Here is a 23,615-nt window from a genome sequence, read left to right as displayed (position 1 = left end):
TGGTCACATCGTCAGAAATTCTATCGATTTTATCAAAGAACGTGTTTCGCCGTTCTCGGCAAAGCCGGGAATATTCTCTCAAAAATTTGAAGGGCCGGAGCACAAGACGGCACCGGACCGACCATGGCGCCAGCGCGCCGCGATCCGGGGACATCGGAAGTCAAGCCTTGCATCAGGCCTGAGGCGACGATACGGGATGAAGGTGACCGGCTTTAGGGCTAGCGCTCGGCAAAGCCTGCCGATTGCAAGCCTGCGCTGGAGAGAATTTCACTTGCTGCCCGAGAACACCCGCCGCTCCTTACCAATGGCGCTGCTTCATGCCCGCGAAGTGGTGATGGCGCGGTTTCGCCCGATGCTCGCCGCGCATGACGTCACCGAGCAGCAATGGCGTGTGCTGCGCGTGCTGAGTGAGGCCGGCCCGGTCGAGGCGACCGAGCTCGCCGATCGTGCATCGGTGCTGCCGCCCAGCCTGACGCGCATCATCAAGGCGCTCGAGGGCCGAAGGTTCATCACCCGCAACAAGGCGGAAGGCGACGGCCGCCGCGTCGTGCTGACCATCGCCCCGGCCGGTTCCGCCCTGATCGACGCCCTGTCGCCCGAGCGCCGCGTCATCTACGACGACATCGAGCGGCGGCTTGGGCATGAGAAGCTGGAGCAGCTGCTCGATCTCCTGGAGGGTCTGATCGAGGGTGAGAGCTGAGGCGTTCGGTTCGTCGCGGCAGAACTTTCCACGGTCATGCGCATTTTCCGCGACAACTGGCCGGTCGACCGCTACGTCGAGACGCTGGCCACGACGCCGCATCTTCTCGACAAGGCCGCGCGGATGTTGCTGGGCAGCGGCGTCAAACGCGTCGTCAGCGAGCGGCGGTTGCTGGAAGCCAAGCGGCTCTTGCTGTTCACCGTGCGCACGGTCGAAGACATCGCCTACGAGATCGGCTTCGACGACCCCGCCTATTTCTCAAGGTTCTTCCGCGGACGCGTCGGCGAAGCGCCTGCCGCCTGGCGGCGGAAGCAGTTGCACGGCGCTGATCGTACATAGGCGGGCATAATTTAGTTAGGCACGATGATCGGGACCGCGGGCCGCTGGCCTGCAACCTTCCGCATGGTCGACAGCAGGCGCGGAAAGACCTGGTCGGTGGAAAAATGCCGCCGCGCCTTGGCGCCCGCCTGCCTGCCGAGCTGCATCCGCAACGGCTGGTTCCGGATCAGTTTCAGCGTGGCATCGGCCATGGCGGCCGGATCGACCCGTTCGACGATGATGCCGGCATCGTCCTCGACGAAATCCGGCGCCCCGCCGCTGCCTGCGAAGCAGATCACCGGCAACTCGGCGAATGCCGCCTCCAGCATGACGCGGCCGAACGGCTCTTCGCGGGATGTCAGAAGAAACAGATCGGCAGCCCGAAGATAGCCGCTCACATCGTCGACATCGCCCAGAAATGTAACTTTTTCGTCCAACCCGTCCGCCCGCATCCGGTCGAGGTGCTGCGACCAGGTGCCGAGAACCTCATCCCGTTCTCGCTCCGGAAACGAGCCGAGCCAGTAGAAATGATAGTCCTCAATCCCCCGCGCCCGAAGAATTCGGGCCACCTCGATAAACAGGTCGGCACCCTTGCGGAATGGCATTGCGAGGCCGGATCCCAGGACGATGGTCTTGTCCACGGGCCAGCCGGCCAGCCGGCGACGTTCAAGACGCTGGATTTCCGTCTGACCGGGATCGGCGCCGGGCTGCGGAACCGCGCTTGGAATGACGTCGATGGCGTTCGTTTCGACTTTGTGCTCGGCCACCAGGTAGTCCCGGACGCTTGGCGAACACGCAACGAATCTCCGCGTGTGGGAAACGACATCCTCCATATCGTCCTTGGCGTATCGGGCGACGCTCGCTGCCAATTCCCTGGCATGCGTCAGGATAGGAATGTCCAGTTCACCAAGCAGCGCATGCACACGGCCGGTGGCCAGGCTGTTGCAATAGATCAGGTCCGGTCTGCCACCGTACCAATCGGCGATGCGGGCCAGCTTCGTGGCGGTCGTCTCGGTCGGCGAAACCAGATCGTCCAGAAGGGCGGTATCGACGATGCGTCGAAACTGTTCGAGCCGTTCACCGCCTGCCAGGCACAGCACCTTGACCTCCAGCTCCGTGTGCGATTGCAGCCATTGGACGATGTCGATCAACGAAGCCTGCGCCCCACCGAGAGCCGCATCGTGCGAAACGAACAAAACGCGCCAGGACGCATCCCCGGGGAATTTACCGGCCGCTGACGGAGCCGACAGGACGTTCCGCGTCTCTTGCAGATAGGCATATCCATAGCGGGCGTCGGGCTCGAGATAGGCTCCCTCCGCCCACTCGTTCCAGGCATTGACGAAGATCAGGCGGCTGTCGAAATCGGCGAAACGATCGCACGTATCGGCGACCGCGTTGGCGAGCCATTCTGCGTAGCGCGACGGTGATGCGTTCATCAGAATGTGGGCTGCCTCCATTCTCCGTGCGGTGTTGTCCCAGGAAGGGCAAAGTCCGCGAAACAGCGTGTAGGGAACCTGTGGGTAGGCGCGGCTGCGATTGAGGAGCTCCGTCCAGTCGAAGATCTTTCCCCTGAAGCCGCTCTTGAGCGTTGGAATTCTGTCGCTGATCTCGCGAAATTTCCCAAGATTCGGTGGAAATTCGACGGCGGCGTCGAATCCGAATTTGGCGGGATCGTCCTTGTCGAACGACTGCGGATAGGCAAGAAAAATCTCGCCGATGCCGGCTTCCCGGCAATAGGCTCTCCAGCGTTGTGCTGTTTCAGCGGCTGACGGAAACAATCCGGGCCGGTAAATCATCAGGAGTGGCTTGCCGCCGATGCGGATGTATCGCCGGTCGCGAAAATAGCGGGATACATATTCGATGAAGGCCAGGTCGTCTTCGGGTGAATGCGATTGCGCAATCAGCACCTCCTGCTCGCGCCCATCCCAACGGCGGCTCCAGGGTTCATTTGCCCAATTGATGCAGAAGCCCAGTTCGTGCGCGTCATTTTCGACAAATTGTGTGATCGGCATCTCGAGGACGCGCTTGCCGTTGAACCAGTAGAAGTGAAAGCAGAACCCCGAGACGCCGTACTGAAGGGCAATCTCGATCTGTTCCTTCTGGATGTCCTTCACCCTCAGATCGTAGAAGCCGAGGTCCGCCGGCCGCCTGGGCTGATAATGATCGTCGAACTGCGGCGTCGCGCGTGTCACATTCGTCCATTCCGTGAAGCCCTTTCCCCAAAAGGCGTCATTTTCAGGAATCGGATGAAACTGTGGTAGGTAGAAGGCAATGAGGCGCGCTCTTAATGCGGCGGGTCGCCTCTCGTTGGATCGCGGCCCGTAGGTGTCGGGTCTCTGGATGGCGCCGGCATTTGTGCCCGGAGCACGTCGGGGGCTGCGCCCCTCGCTCTTGCCGAATCGAATGTAGTGATCCAACGGATTCATCGACGCGGCGGCCACGTCGGGATTTTTCGCCAGATAGTATTCGTTGTCGAAGTCCGGACTCGGGTTTCGGGACTCCGCGGCACCGTACCTGATGTAATGCAGGATCGGATCTTTCCCGCTCCGGGCTAAATCCGGATTTTGAACCATATACCACGACACATCGAACAGGCCGCTGGCCCGAATTCGTTGCCGCAGGCGAAATCTCTTCCATCGGCTTCTGCTGGTGAGCGATCTTACAAAGATCAAAAATTCGGATCTATCCAATCGGGTCTGCCTCGCGGGAATCCGTCGTCATGTCACCATCCGAGGCAACGCCGATCTTTGTGCAGATCATTCCAAGAACACGCTCGAGGGCATGCTGCAATGTGCCGTCTTGTTGGCCTGCCTCTTCGGGAAAGGCTGCCAAAGGCAGATCCAGCCGTCGCAGTGGTTCCAGCGCGCCGCGGCGGACCCAGAACATCGTCCCGGCAAAGAAATCGAGGCGAGAACCGGGCATCCCCATTGCCTCCAGCAGATTGAGGGCCATCGCCCTGTTCTCGCCCCACGCAGCCTTTTCCCCCTTCCATTCATTGGGCAGCCGAAAGCGTCTGGATCCAATCATCTGGGTTTCGGGGGAACGCTCGAACTCAGCGATGATGCGGTCGACCACGCCGCGGGATCCGATCAGGTCGAACGCGCTCACCTGGCGCCAGATCTCGCCGAGAACCATGCGCGGCCCGCTCTGCCCCGACTTCTTGCCATGCAGCTTGCAGATAAGATCGAAGGGATCGAACTTTCCTTCGCGAAGCAATTGGATGAAAGGGCCGACGTCGCGGCCACGATTTTCGTAGACCGTGATCTCGGCACCCGGAAATCTTGCCTGAACGCGTTGCGCAAGTGCCGCGTCAGGCTGGGTCAGCGTGAGAAAGAGCTGGAATTGACGACCGGTTGCTTCCAGCAACGCCTCGAACTCGGGCCAGAGATCGGGGTAATGCAGGTGAAGCGCTACGGCAATCTTCGGCTCGACGGTGGGCCGGCGCTCGGGGGCCTCGGCTGGCGGACCATCAAAGTGCCGCGACAGGGTCTTCTGCAGATTGTCGCTTGCAGTGCCAAAGCCCCAACCGGCAAGACTGCCGAGCGCCCGGGCCAATTCACGCCCTTGCGATCCCGAGACGTGGAAAAGAGGCTGCAAGACCAGGCCTTCGCCAAGCGGCAGCTGAAATCGCTTGTGGCGACGGCGCCGACGCAGCAGCGCGCCAATATCCCCGATGGTTAAGGGCCTAACACGCGCCGCAACGACGTCGCCTCTATCAAATTGCAGCACCAGGCCGCCTTCGCTGCTTGTGAGCAGATAGGACGTCCGCGTGGTGACCGGCACATAGACGGTTCTGTCCGCATGTCCGGGGCGGCGCACATCGAGCCGGAGAAACGGCATCCACCTCTCTGTCGGCCGAAACTCGACGATATAGCGTCCTGGCGCGTGGATGTGGATTTCGCTCACGGCACTGCTTGGGTCGGCGTCGCTTTTTCGCGGCTCGCTGGACAGGACATCAGGCAAGGTGACCCTCGTGTCGGCAGCGTCAGGCGACATAGCCGCCGTTCCGATTCGCGCGCGATCGGTCAAGGATGCTGTCGAATATGCCAATCAGTCGGCCCAGGGAATTGATCAATCTGTTTCGATTAAGCGTCAGGCAATAGAAGCCAATTTTCGTCGAGTAACGGAGTATGTCCACAAACGGGCTATAGGCGATGCCGTATTTCTTGCGCAAGTGGATCTCCGATCGCATCTTCGAGCGATACCGGAAAATGCGCGACCGGGTTGATTGCGCAACCGACGTGCCAATGTCGTGGACAGCATGCGCGCCGCTGACAAGGATCATGGGTTCGTCACGCTGCAGCAGACGATATGAAAGGTCGTCATCTTCGAAATACAGGAAAATATCCTCGTCAAACCCGCCCGTATCGAGGAAGAGCGTTCGTTTGATCATAAACACGCCGCCATTGACGAAGCGGACGCAACAATCTCCCCAGACCTGCCGGATGCGTGTGGGCAGCGACACGCCGGAAAGGCGATCGATCTCGCTCTCCTCGCGAAACCAGAGCCGGCCATCCACCGTATTGGTGCGCGGCACGAAGACGCCGCAATTTGGATAGCGTTCAGCCGCCTGCATGAGCGCATCGACGGCGTCCGTCCCAAGACGCACGTCGGGGTTGACGAACAGCAGAAACTCCCCCGTCGCCGCCGCCGCCCCGATGTTGCAGGCGCGCCCGAAGCCGAGGTTTACAGGATTGTCGATACGATGAACGGCAAGGCCGGACAGAGCGGTGGAAAGATCGTCGGTACTTGCATTGTCGACGCATACGATCTCCACCCCTGGAGGCAGGCGAGCGAGCGCGCCCCGCACGGTATGCGCGCTGTTGTGCGTCACAGTAATGGCAGTTATCGACCTGTTCATTGCCAAAGCCACCCTGATACCTCAGTTGGCTTCCCCCGTGGAAAGGCTAGTGATCCGTACGCAATCTAAGCGTTGCGACTCCGGCGGTCGAGTCAATACTCCCGACTAAGTTCGTGGGCATGGACGCGCGGTCTCGCCAAGCCGCCGGTCACGGTTCACATGGTCTTGCTGCTTCCGAGGTTTCCGGCTGGCGTGATCGCCAATCGGCTTGGCTGCCCTCGCGGCGGTAAACTCCCGGCGAGGAAGGGCTGCTTCGAACCAGAAATCCGCATCGGCCCCTTGCCGTTCATCCCCATCTTGCTCATGTTCAATACCGCTTGCTGGTGATCGTCCGGGGGAACGGTCGGATTCATCATGGGAGGAAGTCGATAATGAAGGTAAGCTATTTCGTTTCCGCCGCGCTTCTTGCCGCGGCCGCTATCCCCGCCTCGGCCGCCGAAATTTCCGACGGAAAAGTCAAGATCGGCATCCTCAATGATCAATCCGGCGTCTATGCCGATTTCGGCGGCAAATGGTCGGTCGAGGCGGCCAAGATGGCGGTCGAGGATTTCGGCGGCAAGGTACAGGGCGCGCCGATCGAGATCATCAGCGCCGACCATCAGAACAAGCCTGACATCGCCTCCAACATCGCGCGGCAATGGTACGACACCGAACAGGTCGATGCCATCATGGAGCTGACAACCTCATCGGTCGCGCTCGCCGTCCAGGGGATTTCCAAGGAAAAGAAGAAGATCGACATCGTTACCGGCGCGGCAACCACCGATCTCACCGGCAAGCAATGCTCGCCCTACGGCTTCCACTGGGCCTATGACACCCATTCGCAGGCGGTGGGAACTGGCGGCTCCCTCGTGCAGCAGGGCGGCGACAGCTGGTTCTTCGTCACCGTCGACTATGCGTTCGGCTATTCGCTCAAGGAGCAGACCGCCAAATTCGTCGAGAGCCACGGCGGCAAGGTGCTGGGCGAAGTGCGTTATCCCCTGGGGTCGACCGATTATTCATCCTTCCTCCTGCAGGCGCAGTCGTCGGGCGCCAAGGTCATCGGGCTGGCCAACGCCGGCCTCGACACGTCCAATTCCATCAAGCAGGCGGCTGAATTCGGCATTGTTCAGGGCGGCCAGCGCCTTGCGGCACTTCTGTTCACGCTGGCCGAGGTGCATGGGTTGGGCCTTCAGGCCGCGCAGGGCGTCGTGCTGACCGAGGGCTACTACTGGGATCGCGACGACAAGAGCCGCGAATTCGGACAGCGCTTTTTCAAACGCACCAACCGCATGCCGAACATGATCCAGGCCGCGACCTATTCGGCGGTGACGCAGTATCTGAAGGCGGTCGACAAGGCCGGCACCGACGAGACCGAAGCCGTCGCCAAGCAATTGCATTCGATGCCGGTTGACGACGCCGTGACGACCAACGGCAAGGTGCAGGCGGACGGCAACATGGTCCACGACATGTATCTCTACCAGGTCAAGGCGCCCAACGAGAGCACCAAGGACTGGGACTATTACAAATATCTCGCAACCATCCCCGGCAACGAGGCCTTCCTGAGCGAGAAGGAAAGCGGCTGTCCAACCGCGGCCCAGTGATCGGCGCGGCCCGTGGCGCCGTCTGATCTCAACGCCGACGAGCCGCCGGTGGTGCTCTCCGCCCGCGGGCTGCGGCGTGATTTTGCCGGCTTCGTCGCCGTCAGGAATGTCGATCTCGACGTCCGCCATCGCAACATCCATGCGCTGATCGGGCCTAACGGCGCCGGCAAGACGACCGTTTTCAACCTGCTCACCAAGTTCCTGGCGCCGACCAGCGGCAGGATCGAACTGCTCGGCCACGACATCACCCGCACGCCACCGGCAAAGGTGGCGCGCATGGGGCTGGTGCGCTCGTTCCAGATATCGGCGATCTTTCCGCACCTTAGCGTGCTCGACAATGTGCGCGTCGCATTGCAGCGGCCGGGTGGGCTCGGCGTCCAGTTCTGGCGTTCCCTGGCGGCGCTCGATAGGCTGACGCCGCGAGCCGTCGAACTGTTGCGCTCCGTTGGTCTCGACGACGCCAGGAACAGGCTGGCCGGCGATCTTTCCTATGGAAGGAAGCGCGCGCTGGAGATCGCCACGACCCTGGCTCTCGACCCGAAGGTGCTGCTGTTGGACGAGCCGATGGCCGGCATGGGGCATGAGGACGTCGCCATGATTTCCGACCTCATCCGTTCGGTGGCGAGCGATCGCGCGGTGCTGATGGTCGAGCACAATCTGACTGTTGTCGCCGATCTCTGCGACTGGATAACCGTCATGCAGCGCGGCGAGGTGCTCGCCGCCGGCGACTACGCGACGGTCAGCCGCGACGAGCGCGTGAAGGTCGCCTACATGGGCACCGCCGATGACTAGTGCCGCCCCCCTGCTTGCGGTCCGCGGCCTCAACGCCTGGTATGGCGAGGGCCATGCGCTGCACGGCGTCGATCTGGAGGTGTTTGCGGGCGAGACGGTCACGCTGCTCGGCCGCAACGGCGTCGGCAAGACGACGACGCTGCGCGCCATCATGGGGCTGATCCGCACTCGGACCGGCGAGGTCGTTTTCGACGGTGCGGATCTGATGCGCCTGCCGCTGCACCGCACCGCGCATCAAGGCATCGGCTTCGTGCCGGAGGAGCGCGGCATTTTCGCGACGCTGACGGTCGACGAGAATCTGGTGCTGCCGCCGGTCGTCGCCGAGGGCGGCATGAGCGTCGCGGAGATATTCGACCTCTTCCCCAATCTGAAGGAGCGCCGCAACAGTCCCGGCACGAGGCTGTCGGGCGGCGAACAGCAGATGCTGGCGATCGCCCGCATGCTGCGAACCGGCGTCAAGATGCTGCTTCTCGACGAGCCGACCGAGGGCCTGGCTCCCGTCATCGTGCAGCGCATCGGCGAGTTGCTGGTGACGTTGAAGAAGCGCGGCATGACGATCCTGCTGGTCGAGCAGAATTTCCGCTTCGCCAGCCGTGTCGCCGATCGCTTCTACCTGATGGAGCACGGCAAGGTCGTCGCCGGGTTCCCGGTCGGCGAACTGACGAACCGCATGGGGCAGCTCCACGACGTTCTGGGTGTATGAGGACGCCATGACGATGATCTTCGGAATCCCCGTCCAGGCACTGCTTGGCCAATTGCTGGTGGGGCTGATCAACGGCTCCTTCTACGCCATGCTGAGCCTGGGTCTGGCCGTCATTTTCGGCTTGCTGCGCGTCATCAATTTCGCCCATGGCGCCCAGTATATGCTCGGCGCCTTCGTAGGCTATCTGCTGCTCACTTATCTCGGCATCGGTTACTGGCCCGCGCTGATCCTCGCGCCGCTGATCGTCGGCCTCTTCGGCATCGTGGTCGAGCGCCTGGCGCTGTCGCGGCTTTACGACACCGATCCGCTCTATGGCCTGCTTTTCACCTTCGGTCTCGCGCTCGTGCTCGAAGGCATATTCCGCTATTACTACGGCGTGTCGGGAAACCCCTACGCCGTGCCGCCGCTGCTTGCGGGCGGCACCAATCTCGGCTTCATGTTCCTGCCCAACTATCGCGGCTGGGTCGTGGTCGCCTCGCTGATCGTCTGCTTCGGAACCTGGGCGCTGATCGAGAAGACCAGGCTCGGCTCCTATCTGCGCGCGGCAACCGAGAATCCCCGTCTCGTCCAGGCCTTCGGCGTCAACGTACCGTTGCTGCTGACACTGACCTACGGCCTCGGTTCCGCCCTTGCCGGGCTTGCCGGCATTCTGGCCGCCCCCGTCTATCAGGTGAGCCCGCTGATGGGATCGGATCTCATCATCGTCGTCTTCGCGGTCGTCGTCATCGGCGGCATGGGGTCGATTCTTGGCGCGATCGTCACCGGCTACATGCTCGGCCTCGCCGAGGGCCTGACCAAGGTCTTCTATCCCGAGGCCTCCAACCTCGTGGTCTTCGTCATCATGGCGATCGTGCTTCTGGTCCGGCCGGCCGGCCTGTTCGGAAGGGATGCCTGACATGTCGGAAGGGACATCTGACATGGCCGGGCTGTCGCGTCGCGAGACATCAGCCGGAACCCCGGCATGGCTCGAATGGACGCTGGTCGGGCTCGGCATAGCGGCGCTGCTGGTAGCGCCCTTCCTGGTTTACCCGATCTTCCTGATGAAGATGCTGTGTTTCGCGCTGCTTGCCTGCGCGTTCAATCTCCTGCTCGGCTACACCGGCCTGCTGTCGTTCGGCCACGCCACCTTCTTTGGCGGCGCCGCCTATTTCACCGCGCATGCCGTCAAGGTGTGGGGCTGGCCGCCGGAAGCCGGCATCCTGCTCGGCATGGCGGGCGGCGCGCTGCTCGGCCTGGTCATGGGCTTCTTCGCCATTCGCCGGCAAGGCATCTATTTCGCCATGATCACCCTGGCGCTATCACAGATGTTCTTCTTCTTCTGCGTGCAGGCGCCTTTCACCGAGGGTGAGGACGGCATTCAGGGCGTACCGCGCGGCATGCTGTTCGGTGTCCTCGACCTGAACGTCTCGCTGAATATGTATTACTTCGTGCTCGCGGTATTCCTGATCGGCGTTTTCGCCATCTGGCGCATCGTCAATTCACCCTTCGGCATGATCCTGCGCTCGATCCGGGAAAACGAGAGCCGCGCCATTTCGCTGGGCTATTCCGTCGCCAACTACAAGCTCGGCGCCTTCGTCATGTCGGCGGCGCTGGCCGGGCTGGCAGGCTCCCTCAAGGCGATCGTCTTCCAGTTCGCCACGCTCACCGACGTCACCTGGCAGATGTCGGGTGAGGTGATCCTGATGACGCTTCTGGGCGGCATCGGCACTATGGTCGGGCCGATTGTCGGCGCCAGCCTCGTCGTCGGGCTGGAGAACACGCTTGCCACCTCCGGTTTCCCGGTGACCATCGCCACCGGGCTGATCTTCATGGTGTGCGTGCTGGTCTTCCGGCGCGGCATTGTCGGCGAACTTTATGCGCGGCTTCTCAAGCGACAGGGCAAGCACTGATCAGTTCCAGATCGACCGGGCGCGATTGATCGGGCCACGCCAGGGTGCCGGCGAACGATGACCCCCGGTTGAGCGACTACGGGTTTTGCTGGACACGTTTTTCGAGTTCGGCTGTGCGCGCGCTCAAATCGTCCAATTCAAAGCTTTGAGATGTAAGGAAAGCGGCCGATCCGTTGTTCGGATCGGCGGCAAGACGATGCGCTTCCCGCAGATGATGTTTCAGCCAGGCGCGCTGCTCGCGCTGCAACCGGGCACGTTGAGGGCCTTGTTCGCGATGCATCAGCGTATTGTAAGCCGCGTTCAACCTGGCATCGAACTTGTCGATCTCGACTTTCCCGCAATCCAGCATTTCCGACGTGGCACCGCCGGACCGGTCGACGCACGCTTTCATTTCATCATCGCTCTGCGCCATCGCTGGATGAGCCGTTGTCATGGCCAGAATTCCGAAGAGGCAGGCATATCGGAGCATGGAGGCGGTTCCTTGATACCAAAGGCTGGATGCGGGTCAGGGCATATCTGTTTCGGCACGCCCATCTCGGATCGGCAACGAGGGCGGCCCACGATATGTTGGGCAGAGCGTCAGCGCGTCAAGGTTCGGCCCGCCGTGCCCCCATCACCCGTAACACCCCCGCTCCACCGCCAGCCGGCGCACCAGCGCCAGCACCGCGTCGATGGTCGGCGTCGGCTTGTCCACCAGCCGGCCCAGTTCCTGCACCGCGCTCACCAGCGCGTCGATTTCCATCGGTCGGCCCCGTTCCAGGTCCTGCAGCATCGAGGTCTTGTGCTCGCCGACATCGCCGGCGCCCTTGATGCGGCGGTCGACCCCGATCGGAAAGCGCACGCCGAGGCTTTCGCCGATCGCCTGTGCTTCCAGCATCATGGTGCGGGCGAGCGTGCGGGTGCCGTCGTCGGCGACGATTGCCGCAAGCGTGGAGCCGGTCAGCGCCGAGATCGGGTTGAAGGAGAGGTTGCCCCACAGCTTCACCCATATCTCGCTTCGGATATCCTCGCGCACCGGCGCCTGCAGGCCAGCCTTGACCATTTCCTCCGCCAGTCGCGTCACCCGTTCGCTGCGTTCGCCCGAGGGCTCGCCGAGCGAGAACCGCTTGCCCTCGACATGGCGGATGAGGCCGGGCGCGTCGACCTCGACGGCGGGATAGACGACCGAGCCGATGACGCGCTCCGGCCCGATCCGCTGCCAGATCGCCCCTTCGGGATCGACCGCGCTCAGCCTTGTGCCTTCGAGCGGCCCGCCCAGTTGATGGAAATACCACCATGGCACGCCATTCTGCATGGTGACGACGGATGTGTGATCCCCGAGCAGCGGCGCGATCTGGTCAAGCGCCGGGGTCAGCGAATGGGCTTTCAGCGCCAGCACGACAATGTCTTGGACGCCGAGCTTTTCGGCGTTGGTGGCGGCTCTCACAGGCGCCATCGATTCCTCGCCGTCCTCGATCAGGCGCAGGCCGTTTGCCTGGATCGCTTCCAGATGCGCGCCGCGCGCGACGATCGACAGGTCGGTACGGCCGGCGAGCGCCAGCTTGGCGGCGAGATAGCCGCCGATGGCGCCGGCGCCGAAAATGGTGATCTTCATCGTCAAAGCCCGAGTTTGGCGGCGAGCCCGATGCGCTGCAGCTTGCCGGTCGCGCCCTTGGGGATCTCGTCTAGGATCAGGATCTTGCGCGGCACCTTGAAGTCGGCGAGCCGCGTGGCGGCATGGCTGCGGATGTCGCTTTCGGTGGCGATCATGCCTTCGCGCAGCACCACGGCCGCCGCCACCTCCTCGCCGAGCTTGTCATGCGGCATGGCGAAGGTGACGACCTGCGCCACCGCCGGATGGTCCATCAGCACGTCGTCGACCTCGAGCGGCGAGATCTTTTCGCCGCCGCGGTTGATGATCTCCTTGAGCCGGCCGGTGACGCGGAGATAGCCGTCCTCATCGAGCACGCCCTGGTCGCCGGTGTGGAACCAGCCATGCGCGAAGGCCGTGGCATTGGCCTCCGGGTTCTTCTCATATCCTGCGGTGACATTGGGTCCGCGAATGACGATCTCGCCGGTCTCGCCGGGATCCATCAGCCGCCCGTCCGGCGCCATCACCGCGACCTCCGGTCCGGCGCCGGCACCGACGCTGCCCGGCTTGCGCAGGCCCGGCGGCAGCCGGTTCGACGCCATCTGGTGGGCGGCCTCGGTCATCCCGTAGGATTCGATCACCGGGCAGCCGAAGGTCGCTTCCAGTTCCCCCATCACTTGCGCCGGCAGCGATGCCGAGGACGAGCGGATGAAGCGCAGGCGTGCCGCCGCCAGCACTTCCGCATTGCGCGCCGCACGCGGCAGGATCGCCTGGTGCATGGTCGGCACCGCCGTGTACCAGCTCGGCTTGGCATCGCCCAGCCACTGGAAGAAGCGCAGCGCGTTGAAACCCGGCGTGCAGTAGATGCTGCCGCCGGCAGCCAGCGACGACAGCACCGCCGCGATCAACCCATGGATGTGGAACAGCGGCATGATGTTGAGGCAGCGGTCGTCGGCGCTTAGGCCGAGCGTGGCGCCGATATGGGCTGCCGAGGCGGCGATATTGGCATGGCTGAGCGGCACCAGTTTTGGGCGCGATGTCGTGCCCGACGTGTGCAGCAGCAGCGCGATGTCATCATCCCCTGCCATGTCGGGCGCCGCCTGCGGACCGATCGCCGCGCCCTCGATGGTGAAGGAGCCGGCAGGCGCGTCGGCTTGCACGACAAGCCTGAGCACGCCGATGCCGAGCCGTTCGGCGACCGCCACGGCCGGGCCGGTCTCGGTCTCCGAAACCAGGATTGCCTTGGCGCCGATGTCGGCGAGGTAAAAATCCAGCTCGTCGGCGCGGTACGCAGGATTGAGAGGCGCCGTCGACGCGACCGCCGCCACCGCGACGAAGGCGGTGGCCATCTCCGGTCCGTTCGGCAGCACGATCGCCACCCGGTCGCCCCGGCCGATGCCGAGCGCATGCAGCCGCTCAGCGGTACCCGCGATCAGGCTGCGCAGCCCACCATGGGTCAGCGTCGCCCTGTCGGGCGCCAGGATCGCCGGCGCGTCGTCGGCGCCTGCGGCGAGGCGATGGGAAAGGTCTTTTGAATTCGTGCTCATGGTCACCGACTATTGTTCCAATCTGTCGAAATCCAGCAGCGACACACAGTGTGAAGCCGGCGGCCCTCAATATCCCAGCGCCATGCCGTCCTTGCGCGGATCGGAGGCGCCGGTCAGCGTGCCTTTGTCCCAGTCGATCAGCACCGCCTGGCCGCCACCGAGCGGCTGGTACGGCTCGACGACGCGATGGCCGCGCTCGCGCAAGCCTTCGATCGCAGCAGTGGGAACGCTGCGCTCCGCCTCCACCGTGTCATCATTGTAGAACACACGCGGCGCATCCAGCGCCTGCTGCGGGTCCATCCCGAAGTCGATCATGTTGGTCAGGAGATGGACATGGCCGAACGGCTGGTAGCCGCCGCCCATGACGCCGAAAGGCATCACCACGCGGCCATTCCTGGTCGCCATGCCCGGCATGATCGTGTGCATCGGCCGCTTGCCGGGCGCAATCGCGTTCGGATGCGCCGGGTCGAGGCGGAAGCTCGAGCCACGGTTCTGCAGCACAACACCGGTCTTCGGCCCGACGACACCGCTGCCGAAGGAGTAATAGGTCGAGTTGATGAAGGAGACCGCGTTGCGGTCGCGGTCGACGATCGAGATGTAGACCGTGTCGCTGCCCGGTAGCTCCAGGCGCGGCAGATGCGTCATGGCGCGGTCGCGATGGATTTCGGCGCGCAGCCGGTCGGCATAGGCGCCGGACAGAAGCTGCTTTATCGGCACATGAACCTGGTCCTGGTCGCCGACGAAACGGTCGCGGTCCTGATAGGCCAGGCGACCGGCCTCGATCTCCAGATGCAGCCGCTCGGCGCCATTGGGGTCGAGGCCGCCGAGCTTGAAGCCGGACAGAACGTTCAGCATCAGCAGCGCCGTCAGCCCCTGGTTGTTCGGCGGCATCTGGTGGATGTCATGGCCGCCATAGGCGGTGCTGACCGGCGACACATAGTCGCCCTTGGTCGCGGCGAAATCCTCGTGCGAGTGAAGCCCGCCCAATTCCTTGAGCCGGCGCACCATGTCGTCGGCGACCGCCCCTTCGTAGAAACCTGCGCGGCCCTGCTTTGCGATCACACGCAAGGTGGCGGCGAGTTCGGGCTGGCGGTGGATGTCGCCGGCCTTCGGCGCCTGGCCGCCTGGCAGGAAGATGCGCGCGGCGTGTTCGTCGGCGGTAAGGTCGATCTCCGGGTCCGCCCAGTCGAAGGCGACGCGGTCCTGCACGACATAGCCGTCCTCGGCATAATGGATGGCCGGCGCCAGCACCTCGGCAAGGTCCTTGCGGCCATGGTCCTGAAGCAGCCGGCTCCAGGCATCGACGGCGCCCGGCACGGTCACCGCGTGTGGTCCCTGTTTCGGAAGCTCGTTGAACCCCTTGTCGAGATACCAGTCGACGGTGGCGCCCGCGGGCGCGCGGCCCGAACCGTTGAAGGCCAGCACGTCGCCTTGTCCCTTCGGGCAGTAGAGGACAAAGCAATCGCCGCCAATGCCGGTCGATTGCGGCTCGACGACGCCCTGCACGGCGGCGGCGCAGACGGCGGCGTCCATGGCATTGCCGCCGGCGCGCAGCATGTCGATAGCTGCAAGGGTCGCAAGCGGGTGCGAGGTCGCGGCAACCGCTTGCGTGGCACGAACCGGCGAGCGGCCGGGAAACTGGAAATCACGCATTCTGTCTGGATATCCCATGGTCTGATGAAATCAATGCCGCCGCCCGAAGATCTGCGCCACCGACAGGAGCAGGACGGAAAGCACGATCAGGCAGGTCGATATGGCGGCGATGGTCGGGTCGATCTGGTCGCGCAGCGCGTTGAACATGCGCCGCGTCAGCGTGGTGGTCTCGCCGCCCGAGATGAACAGTGAAACCACCACTTCGTCGAAGGAGGTGATGAAGGCGAACAGCCCGCCCGAGACGATCGAGAAACGGATCTGCGGCATCGTCACCTGCCAGAAGGCGGCGATGCGCCCGGCGCCCAGGCTGCGCGCCACGCGCTCCTGGTTCATGTCGTAGGAGCGCAGGCCGGACAGCACGGTCAGCACCACCAGCGGCAAGGCCTGCACCGTATGCGCGATGACCAGCCCGGTCAGCGTGTTGTTGAGGTCGATGCGGGCGTAGAGGAAGAAGGTGCCGATGCCGATCAGGATCACCGGGATGATCAGCGATGCGGTGAGCAGCGCGTTGATGGTGCCGTTGAAGCGCAGCGTGCCCCGGTTGATCGCATAGGCGGCGGCGGTGCCGAGCGGCGTCGCCACCAGCACGGTCATGACAGCCACCTTGACCGAGACGATGGTCGCATCGCGCCATTCCACCGACTGGAAATAGGTTTCGTACCAGCGCAGCGACCATTGCTGCGGCGGGAACTGCAGCAGCGTCGAATCCGAAAAAGACATGATGACGATGATGACCGACGGCGCGATCAGGAACAGCAACACCAGGCCGCCCAGAGCGTAAAGCCACAGGCGTTGCCGATGCGAGATTGGCAGGCCGATATCTGCGCTCATCGGGAACTCCACACGCCGGTGGCGCGCGCGCCAAGCAGCCATTGGAAAAGGCCGAGAAGCGCCAGCGTGACCACCAGCAGCACCACGCCGAGCGCGGCACCCGCGCCCCAGTTGGAATAGAGGCTGGTGGTCTGCTCCATGCGCATCGCCCACATGATCACCTTGCCGCCGCCCATCAGCGCCGGGGTGACGAAGAAGCCGAGACACAGCACGAAGACGATGACCACGCCCGAAGCAAGGCCGGGCAGCGACAGCGGAAAGAAGATCTGCCGGAAGGTTGCGACCGGACCGGCGCCGAGATTCATGCCGGCGCGCAGGCAGTCGGTGTCGATGGTCTTCATCGAGGCGTAGAGCGGCAGCACCAGGAACGGCAGCAGGATATGCGTCATGCCGATGACCACGCCGGACAGATTGTTGGCGAGCGACAGCGGCTGGCTGATCACGCCGAGGTCGATCAGCCAGCTGTTGATCAGGCCCTTGCGCTGCAGGATCACCAGCCAGGCATAGGTACGCACCAGCACCGACGTCCAGAACGGCAGGATCACGAAGATCAGGCAGATCGATGCCGCCCGGCGCGGCAGCTGCGACAGCATGTAGGCGAGGGGATAACCCAGCAGCACGCAGGCGCCGGTGACGATGAAGGCGACCTTGAAGGTGGTGACGAAGGTCTTGATGTAGGAGGCCTGCTCGAAGAAGCGCGCATAGTTGGATGTGCTGAAGGCGCCGGCCTCGTCGAACAGCGATAGCCAGAACAGCCAGCCGATCGGCACGATGATGATGGCGAAGACGAGGAACAGGCTCGGCGACAAAAGTGCCAGCAGCCGCAGCGACTCGCGCCGCGCGTCGGCGCGCAGCGCCTGCGCGTTGAGGTCCCGGCCCGCGCCGGCTGGTTCTCTCAGGAGGGCGGATGGCGCGCTCATCTTTCGGCCGCCACCAGGATGGTGTCCTGCGCATCGAGGCCGAGGCGGATCGGCTGGCCGGGCGCCGGCAGCCTGGCCAGCACATCGCTGCGGCAGTAGTCGCGCAGAGTCAGCTGGCGGCCGTCGCGCAGGACCGCGTAGCAGACGAAACTGTCGCCCTGGTAGATGATGTCGCCGACCGTGGCATCGAGCACATTGATGCCGCTCGACGGTTCGGCCGCCGTGACCAGCCGCAGCTTTTCCGGCCGCACCACCATCAGATGTTGGCCGGGGGCCGGTGCCGCCCCCGCCGTTTGGATGCGCCTGTCCTCATACCAGACCGAACCGTTGCGGCATTCGACCGGAATGAAATTCGATTCGCCGATGAAGCCGGCGACGAATTGCGTCTTCGGCGCGGCGTAGAGCGTCTCGGGCTTGTCGAGCTGCTCGATGCGTCCGGCATTCATCACCGCGATGCGGTCCGACATGGTGATGGCTTCGCGCTGGTCGTGCGTGACATAGACCGTCGTCATGCCAAGCCGCCGGTGCAGGGCGCGCAGCTCGATCTGCATATGCTCGCGCAAGCCTTTGTCCAACGCCGACAGGGGCTCGTCCATCAGCACGATGCGCGGTTCGAAGACAATGGCGCGCGCCAGCGCCACGCGCTGGCGCTGGCCGCCGGAAAGCTGGTCGACACGCCGTTCGCCTAGGCCCTTGAGCTTCACCAGTTCCAGTGCTTTTTCGACACGCTCGGCGGTCTCGGTGGCCGCCACGCCGCGCTGCTTCAGCGGAAAGGCGATGTTGTGAAAAACGTTCATATGCGGAAACAGCGCGTAGTTCTGGAACACCATGCCGATGTTGCGCCTATGCGGCGGCGTGGTGATGATCTCGTCGTCGCCGACCCGGATCGACCCTCCATCGGCCCGCACGAAACCTGCCAGGATCATCAGCAGCGTCGTCTTTCCGGAGCCGGAAGGCCCGAGCAGCGTCAGGAACTCGCCGGCCTCGACATCGAGGTTCAGGTCGCGCAGCACCGATACGCTGCCAAATCGTTTCTCGATCCGGCGCATGCTGATCGGCAGCGCGGATGGCGCAATGGACAAGATTCTTTTCTCCTTAGGGCAATTCCAGGGAAAGTGAGGAGCGGTTTTCCCTCAGGAATTGCGTAAAAACAAAGAGATAGAGTGGTTCGACGTTTCGGAGAAACGGTGAACTGCTCTGGGCGGCGAAGAGGAGGGCGGGGCGAAGCAGCCTTTGCGGCTTGCGCCGCCCTGCCGTGAAGTGTCTTCCGGGCAGCTATTGCTGGATCAGATTGTTGAACTTCTCGGTCGCCTCGACCAGCGTGTCGCGCCAGAACTCGGCATCCTGCAGCACCTGCTTCTTGACGTTTTCGGGCGCCGAGTTGATGTCCTTGATCCGTTCGGGCGGGATCTTGCCGGTCTCGAAGGCCTTTTCGTTCACCGGCCCATTGTCGACATAGAGCGGCAGGTTGGCCTGCAATTGCGGGCTCACGAACATCGCCAGCGCCTTCATCGCCGCTTCCTTGTTCTTGGCGCCCTTGGGGATGACCATGCAGTCGGCGGTCAGCACGCCCTGGTCGAAGGAGAAGCTGACCGGCGCGCCTTCTTTCTTCAGCGTGCCGGCGCGGCCGTTCCAGATGCTCGCCATGTCGACCTCGCCGTCCTTGACCAGCTGCATGGCCTGTGCGCCTGATGTCCACCAGGCGTCGACATGGCCGCGGATCTTGTCGACCGATTTCAAGGCGCCGTCGATGTCGACTGGATAGACCTTGTCGATCGGCAGGCCGGAGGCGAGAGCGGCGACGCTCAGCGTCTCGGTCGCCTGGCTGCTGGAGAGCGCGCGCCGCCCCGGGAATTTTTCCACGTTCCAGAAATCGGCCCAGGTCTTGGGGCCTTTGTCGCCGAACACATCGGTCCGGTAGATCAGCACGACGGAGGTGTAGGAAATGCCGACCCAGTCGTCATGGACCAGCTTCGGGTTGATGCCGCTCTTGTCGATCAAGCCGTAATCGAGCTTCTCGAACAGCCCTTCCTTCGAGCCGCGCGCGCATTCGTCGGCGCCAAGCTCGGTGATGTCCCACTTCACCGCGTTGCCGGTCACCTGCAGCCGCACGTCGTCGAGGCCGTTGGTGGTGTCCTGCTTGATGGTGATGCCGAGCGCTTTGGCGGTCGGATCGAAGAACGCCTTGGTCTGCGCCTCCTGATAGGTGCCGCCCCACGAGGCGACAGTGATCGTATCGGCGGCAAAGGCGGGCGCCGCTGCCGATGCCATGAGGCCCGCGACCGCGGCAATCCCAAGGCTATTGATGGTTTTCATGTCGGTTCTCCAGCCGGTGTTCCCATTTGTTTTGATTTAGCATGCGATTTTGTATACAATTTTCAGTGTAGCCTAGGGATCGACGATGTCAACACCGTCCGAATCTGGCTGACAGGCACGATGCAGGCGGGCGTGAGCAGCGCCGTCAAGGCGTGGCAAATCGCGCCGACTGCGAATAGAGATAGGCAAATATCGATTGCCGGTGGGGACGGATCTTTGAGCAAGCAACCCAAAAACACACTGCGCGACTCGGTCTACACGTCGCTGAAGGCGATGATCGTGACCGGCCAGATTCCGCCCGGCTCGCGCGTCACCGAGAGCGACATAGCCGCAAAACTCAATGTCAGCCGCACGCCGGTGCGTGAAGCCTTCAACCGCCTCGAGCGCGACGGCCTGGTCACCGGCCGGCCGCGCCAGGGCTATGTCGTCACAGAGTTCGACATCAACATGTTCCGCGAGGCCTTCGCCATCCGCGAACTGCTCGACGGCCATGCGACCGAACTGGCCGCGGCCGCCGCGACCGACAAGGACAAAGCGCGGCTGCGCGCCATGCTGGCCGAATGCGAGCGGTTGGCCGCCATTCCGGACCGCACCACAAAGGAAAAATTCCAGGAGCTGGAGGTCGGCATCGACCTGCATCGCGTCATCGCTGAGATCAGCGGCAATGCCATGCTGCACGGCATGCTGTGCGGCATCCTCGACAAGTGCCAGCACTATGTATGGACCGAACTCTTGTGGCTCGACGAATGGAAGATCGCCCGCGACGAGCATGCCGAGATCGTCGAAGCGATCTGCGCCGGCGATGCCGCCCGGGCCGGCGCCCTGGCCCGCGCCCATGTGCGCGGCTCACGCGAAAACGTGCTGCGCCTGCTGCAGGCAAAGTCGGACTACCAGAGCTTTCTCGCCAAGGCGTCCTGAGGAGACCAAAGCGCGAAGCATGAATCCGTTCAGGCGCGGCGCGCTTTAGCGGACGCCTCGACCCACGCTCGCGTGGCCTGACAGCTTTCCATCGCCCGCCAGAAGGCGTCGCGTTCGCTGAGCCGGGCCATGTAGGTTTGCTCGACCTCGCCGAGCGCGACCCCGCCAAAAACCAATTGCGATCCAAAATCAGTCGATCTAGCCTATAACCGATTGCATAACACAATCGGAACCGCGCGGACGTGCCGGTGAGGAAGGAAGGGGTATGGCCAAGCTCGTGTTCGGAATGAACCAGTCCCTGGACGGCTATGTCGACCATATGGGATTTGCGCCAGGCCCCACGCTCTTCCGCCACTTCATCGAGGAGGCTCAGGCGCAGGCGGGCAGTGTCTATGGCCGCCGGATGTATGAAATCATGCGGTACTGGGACGACGATCATCCCGAATGGAATGCGCACGAACGCGCCTTCGCGGCGGCGTGGCGGAACCAGCCGAAATGGGTCGTCTCGCGCTCGTTGAAGTCGGTTGGTCCCAACGCCAGGCTCGTCGGGGATGATCTCGAGGGCGCGATGCGGGAGTTGAAGGCCGACCGCGATGGGGAGATCGAAGTTGCCGGCCCTAACCTGGCGCAAACCCTCACCGAACTTGGCCTGATCGATGAGTATCGGATCTACTTGCATCCCGTCGTGCTTGGGCACGGCAAGCCCTATTTTGCCGGACCCCGGCCACCGCTGCGCCTTATGACCCACGATCGGATCGGCGAGGATGTGATCAGGTTGACCTACGTTCCTGTATAAGCTCGCGGCCCGTCGAATGAAATCGCCGCTGAAGTCCGGTCTTGGGTTGGGCCCCACCGGGCTAAGATGATCACTTGTCTACGCTATCGCCTCCAGGTCCTCCTTCTTGCAGATGGCCCAGGCTTCGAGCCGCCGGCTATGCGCTATGGCGCGTCGCTTCCGGCTCCTCGAGACATTCACCGCCGCTTCCAGCGTTCCCAGAAGCTGCCTTTGGGGCCGTGCGATAGACATGTTTACGATCTGGTCTCGCGCTTGCAATTTCCCTGACTTGGGATATTTTCCCACATATGGACACAGCGTCTCGCCACGTTAAAGCCTTGGCCGACCATCTTCGTCTGCTTCGAGCAGATCGCGGGCTTACCCTTCAGGAGCTCGCGGCAAACAGCGGGGTCAGTCGGGCGACGTTGTCGCGGATCGAGAATGGCGAAGTCAGCCCCACAGCGGAAACGCTTGGTCGTCTGGCGTCGGCTTTCGCATTGCCGCTTTCCCAGCTTCTGGCGCCGCTCGAGCCGGACTTTCCCCCGCTTGTCCACCACGCTGACCAAAGCATATGGTCGGATCAGGAGAAGGGCTTCACTCGTCGTGCTCTTTCGCCGCCCAGCGGGCAGCTGAAGCTCGAAATGATCGAGTGCGAGATCGCGCCCAACCAGCGCATCGTCTACGATCGGCCCGCTCTTCCGGGGCACGAACACCACCTCGTGCTTTTGGCAGGTGCGCTTGTTTTGATCGTCGATGGCGTTCGGCACGACCTGCGTCCCGGTGACTGCCTGCGCTATCGGCTGCGTGGCGCCTCTTCCTTTGAGACCGGCGAACAATCGGCCCGCTACATTATCGCCATGGCTTAAGGAACCGCCATACATGGAAATGCAGATCATTGAACTCGACGGTCTCGCCATCGAAAAAAGGCTGGGCGAGCTTTCCAGGGTTCTCGCGGACAGCGTAGCCGATGGCGCGGCTATCAGCTTCATGGCGCCCATGCCCTACGAGGACGCGGCTCGGTTCTGGTCGGGCGATGTTCGACGTGAGGTCGCTGCAGGACGCAGAGTGCTTTTCGGCGCGGAGCGGGACGGCGAGATCGTCGGAACCGTCCAGCTTCTCACCGCCATGCCGCCCAACCAGCCGCATCGCTGCGAGATCGCAAAGATGATCGTCCATCCGCAGGCACGCAGGCTCGGCATCGGGCGAGCCCTGATGAATGAAGCGCTGGATCGCGCGCGTGAACTGGGGAAAACCCTCGTAACCCTCGACACGCGAACCGGGGACGCCGCGGAGCCGTTATACGCTTCTGTCGGCTTCGAGGTGGCTGGTGTGATCCCCGACTTCGCCTGGGACCCGGACGGCAAGGCGCTGCACGCGACGACCTACATGTTCAGGCGGATATAGCCGGGTGCCAGCGGGTCTGATTCTCGCTGGCATGAGCGCGGTGATCGGCGGAATGCTGGTTGCCGCGCAAGGTCCGATTTGCGCGCGTCTGTCCGAGGAACTGAACCGCGATTCGCTTGCCGCGGTCTTTTTGGCCTTCTTGATAGCCACCGTCGCGGCCCGTCTGCTGGTGGTCAGGCTCGGCAGTTGGCGCTCGATCCGTACCCGCCCTGACCTCGATGCCTCACGGTCTACGATCACTTTGGGGCGTTCGGACTAACCGAAAGGCCTTTCGGCATGGGGCGTCTGATCGGATTGATGCTCGTTGTGATCGGAGTGCTCGTCAGGGCAAGGGCATAACGAACGACGGCTTCTCGACACGCCCGTGACGTCCCTCGCGCGCTCCTCATGCCGCCGGCAGAGAGGGCTTGAAACCTCGTTTCCGGATCGTCGCCACGATTTGTCATCCGCCTCGGTGTGACACCTGTGCGACAGATCGACTCTCGCGTGGCTTCCGACGGGCCACTCGATCCGAATACCCAACGACATGGATGAGTTTTTGGCGCGCCCGAAGAGATTCGAACTCCTGACCCCCAGATTCGTAGTCTGGTGCTCTATCCAGCTGAGCTACGGGCGCGCATCAGGCCATGTTTTCAACGGCCCTGCGATCCGATCCCAAGGACCGGCCGCGAATGTGTGCAGTTCCCTAACGACTGAATTTGGGAAAAGCAAGCCGATCCGGCAAAAGTTTTGTCGTGGGTGTGTCATCCGGTGACGACGGCCCCGATCCCAGGGCTTTGAAGCTGCCGCGAAGCCAGTCTGATTCAGGCCGAGTGGGGAAAAGTCGCGGCGAAGATCA

23 protein-coding genes, 1 tRNA gene and 2 pseudogenes are annotated in these 23,615 nt (G+C 63.2%); 13 read left to right on the top strand and 13 right to left on the bottom strand.

Annotation, left to right across the window (positions count from 1 at the left end; all coding sequences use genetic code 11):
• Positions 1-196 precede the first annotated feature (196 nt).
• Complete coding sequence (hpaR, locus tag D3242_RS21540; RefSeq protein WP_010912713.1) at positions 197-700, top strand: homoprotocatechuate degradation operon regulator HpaR; 504 nt, start codon at positions 197-199, stop codon at positions 698-700.
• Positions 701-745: 45 nt separating this feature from the next.
• Positions 746-1,039: pseudogene (locus tag D3242_RS21535) on the top strand (helix-turn-helix domain-containing protein); the annotation flags it as partial.
• A gap of 11 nt (positions 1,040-1,050) precedes the next feature.
• Here the strand turns inward: D3242_RS21535 and D3242_RS21530 are convergent.
• From D3242_RS21530 to D3242_RS21515, 4 genes are all read right to left on the bottom strand, one after another.
• Positions 1,051-3,708 carry a glycoside hydrolase family 99-like domain-containing protein gene (locus D3242_RS21530; protein WP_147377472.1) on the bottom strand — a complete coding sequence of 886 codons (2,658 nt, stop codon included), beginning with the start codon at positions 3,706-3,708 and terminating at the stop codon, positions 1,051-1,053.
• Positions 3,701-4,981 carry a rhamnan synthesis F family protein gene (locus D3242_RS21525; protein WP_167470447.1) on the bottom strand — a complete coding sequence of 427 codons (1,281 nt, stop codon included), beginning with the start codon at positions 4,979-4,981 and terminating at the stop codon, positions 3,701-3,703. The genes D3242_RS21530 and D3242_RS21525 overlap by 8 nt, the downstream gene beginning before the upstream one ends.
• A 22-nt stretch (positions 4,982-5,003) precedes the next feature.
• Positions 5,004-5,879, bottom strand: a complete 876-nt coding sequence (locus D3242_RS21520; RefSeq protein ID WP_032920834.1) for a glycosyltransferase family 2 protein — start codon at positions 5,877-5,879, stop codon at positions 5,004-5,006.
• 155 nt (positions 5,880-6,034) lie between these two features.
• Positions 6,035-6,235 (bottom strand): hypothetical protein, encoded by a 201-nt coding sequence (locus tag D3242_RS21515; protein ID WP_064985310.1) that lies wholly within the window; start codon positions 6,233-6,235, stop codon positions 6,035-6,037.
• 15 nt (positions 6,236-6,250) lie between these two features.
• On the opposite strand from D3242_RS21515, the gene D3242_RS21510 reads away from it, so the two are divergent.
• Genes D3242_RS21510 through D3242_RS21490 form a run of 5 tightly spaced genes read left to right on the top strand, consistent with a single transcriptional unit; the run spans position 6,251 to position 10,843 of the window.
• On the top strand, positions 6,251-7,459 hold the full coding sequence (locus tag D3242_RS21510) for an ABC transporter substrate-binding protein (RefSeq protein ID WP_064985309.1): 1,209 nt from the start codon (positions 6,251-6,253) through the stop codon (positions 7,457-7,459).
• Between the two features lie 12 nt (positions 7,460-7,471).
• Positions 7,472-8,251, top strand: a complete 780-nt coding sequence (locus tag D3242_RS21505; RefSeq protein ID WP_064985308.1) for an ABC transporter ATP-binding protein — start codon at positions 7,472-7,474, stop codon at positions 8,249-8,251.
• Positions 8,244-8,954, top strand: coding sequence for an ABC transporter ATP-binding protein (locus D3242_RS21500; protein WP_064985307.1), 711 nt, complete (start codon positions 8,244-8,246; stop codon positions 8,952-8,954). The genes D3242_RS21505 and D3242_RS21500 overlap by 8 nt, the downstream gene beginning before the upstream one ends.
• A 7-nt stretch (positions 8,955-8,961) precedes the next feature.
• On the top strand, positions 8,962-9,849 hold the full coding sequence (locus D3242_RS21495) for a branched-chain amino acid ABC transporter permease (RefSeq protein ID WP_020629107.1): 888 nt from the start codon (positions 8,962-8,964) through the stop codon (positions 9,847-9,849).
• Positions 9,850-9,871: 22 nt separating this feature from the next.
• Positions 9,872-10,843 (top strand): branched-chain amino acid ABC transporter permease, encoded by a 972-nt coding sequence (locus tag D3242_RS21490; protein ID WP_081296173.1) that lies wholly within the window; start codon positions 9,872-9,874, stop codon positions 10,841-10,843.
• 76 nt (positions 10,844-10,919) lie between these two features.
• Here D3242_RS21490 and D3242_RS21485 read toward each other — a convergent pair whose 3' ends face one another.
• From D3242_RS21485 to D3242_RS21450, 8 genes are all read right to left on the bottom strand, one after another.
• Positions 10,920-11,312, bottom strand: coding sequence for a lysozyme inhibitor LprI family protein (locus tag D3242_RS21485; RefSeq protein ID WP_064985303.1), 393 nt, complete (start codon positions 11,310-11,312; stop codon positions 10,920-10,922).
• A 144-nt stretch (positions 11,313-11,456) separates the two neighbouring features.
• Positions 11,457-12,437 carry a 2-dehydropantoate 2-reductase gene (locus D3242_RS21480; RefSeq protein WP_064985301.1) on the bottom strand — a complete coding sequence of 327 codons (981 nt, stop codon included), beginning with the start codon at positions 12,435-12,437 and terminating at the stop codon, positions 11,457-11,459.
• 2 nt (positions 12,438-12,439) lie between these two features.
• Positions 12,440-13,960, bottom strand: coding sequence for an acyl--CoA ligase (locus D3242_RS21475; RefSeq protein ID WP_064985299.1), 1,521 nt, complete (start codon positions 13,958-13,960; stop codon positions 12,440-12,442).
• Positions 13,961-14,026: 66 nt separating this feature from the next.
• The gene (gene ggt, locus D3242_RS21470; protein ID WP_064985297.1) at positions 14,027-15,613 is read right to left on the bottom strand and encodes a gamma-glutamyltransferase; all 1,587 of its coding nucleotides are present in this window, start codon (positions 15,611-15,613) and stop codon (positions 14,027-14,029) included.
• 30 nt (positions 15,614-15,643) lie between these two features.
• Entirely contained in the window at positions 15,644-16,444 is an 801-nt protein-coding gene (locus D3242_RS21465; RefSeq protein ID WP_064985296.1) for an ABC transporter permease, read from the bottom strand.
• Complete coding sequence (locus D3242_RS21460) at positions 16,441-17,364, bottom strand: ABC transporter permease (RefSeq protein WP_019862413.1); 924 nt, start codon at positions 17,362-17,364, stop codon at positions 16,441-16,443. The genes D3242_RS21465 and D3242_RS21460 overlap by 4 nt, the downstream gene beginning before the upstream one ends.
• Positions 17,361-18,446 (bottom strand): ABC transporter ATP-binding protein, encoded by a 1,086-nt coding sequence (locus D3242_RS21455; RefSeq protein WP_019862414.1) that lies wholly within the window; start codon positions 18,444-18,446, stop codon positions 17,361-17,363. The genes D3242_RS21460 and D3242_RS21455 overlap by 4 nt, the downstream gene beginning before the upstream one ends.
• 193 nt (positions 18,447-18,639) lie before the next feature.
• Complete coding sequence (locus D3242_RS21450; protein WP_019862415.1) at positions 18,640-19,680, bottom strand: ABC transporter substrate-binding protein; 1,041 nt, start codon at positions 19,678-19,680, stop codon at positions 18,640-18,642.
• Between the two features lie 216 nt (positions 19,681-19,896).
• On the opposite strand from D3242_RS21450, the gene D3242_RS21445 reads away from it, so the two are divergent.
• The 6 genes and pseudogenes from D3242_RS21445 to D3242_RS34485 form a co-directional block, all read left to right on the top strand.
• Positions 19,897-20,598 (top strand): GntR family transcriptional regulator, encoded by a 702-nt coding sequence (locus D3242_RS21445; protein ID WP_064985294.1) that lies wholly within the window; start codon positions 19,897-19,899, stop codon positions 20,596-20,598.
• Positions 20,599-20,863: 265 nt separating this feature from the next.
• Positions 20,864-21,394 carry a dihydrofolate reductase family protein gene (locus D3242_RS21440; RefSeq protein ID WP_064985292.1) on the top strand — a complete coding sequence of 177 codons (531 nt, stop codon included), beginning with the start codon at positions 20,864-20,866 and terminating at the stop codon, positions 21,392-21,394.
• Positions 21,395-21,711: 317 nt separating this feature from the next.
• Positions 21,712-22,239 (top strand): XRE family transcriptional regulator, encoded by a 528-nt coding sequence (locus tag D3242_RS21435; RefSeq protein ID WP_236952197.1) that lies wholly within the window; start codon positions 21,712-21,714, stop codon positions 22,237-22,239.
• Between the two features lie 13 nt (positions 22,240-22,252).
• Positions 22,253-22,777, top strand: coding sequence for a GNAT family N-acetyltransferase (locus tag D3242_RS21430; RefSeq protein WP_064985289.1), 525 nt, complete (start codon positions 22,253-22,255; stop codon positions 22,775-22,777).
• A 31-nt stretch (positions 22,778-22,808) separates the two neighbouring features.
• Positions 22,809-23,036: a DMT family transporter gene (locus D3242_RS21425; protein WP_019862422.1), complete on the top strand. Its 228-nt coding sequence runs from the start codon at positions 22,809-22,811 to the stop codon at positions 23,034-23,036.
• Positions 23,037-23,047: 11 nt separating this feature from the next.
• Positions 23,048-23,116, top strand: a pseudogene (locus D3242_RS34485) (hypothetical protein); the annotation flags it as partial.
• Positions 23,117-23,316: 200 nt separating this feature from the next.
• Here the strand turns inward: D3242_RS34485 and D3242_RS21415 are convergent.
• Positions 23,317-23,393: transfer RNA gene (locus D3242_RS21415), tRNA-Arg, on the bottom strand.
• Between the last annotated feature and the right edge of the window lie 222 nt (positions 23,394-23,615).

Origin of the sequence: Mesorhizobium jarvisii, from assembly GCF_003601985.1 — a bacterium.
GTDB classification, from domain to species: Bacteria; Pseudomonadota; Alphaproteobacteria; order Rhizobiales; family Rhizobiaceae; genus Mesorhizobium; species Mesorhizobium jarvisii.
Note: the sequence above shows the minus strand (reverse complement) of the source record. Positions and strands in the feature narration are given on the sequence as shown.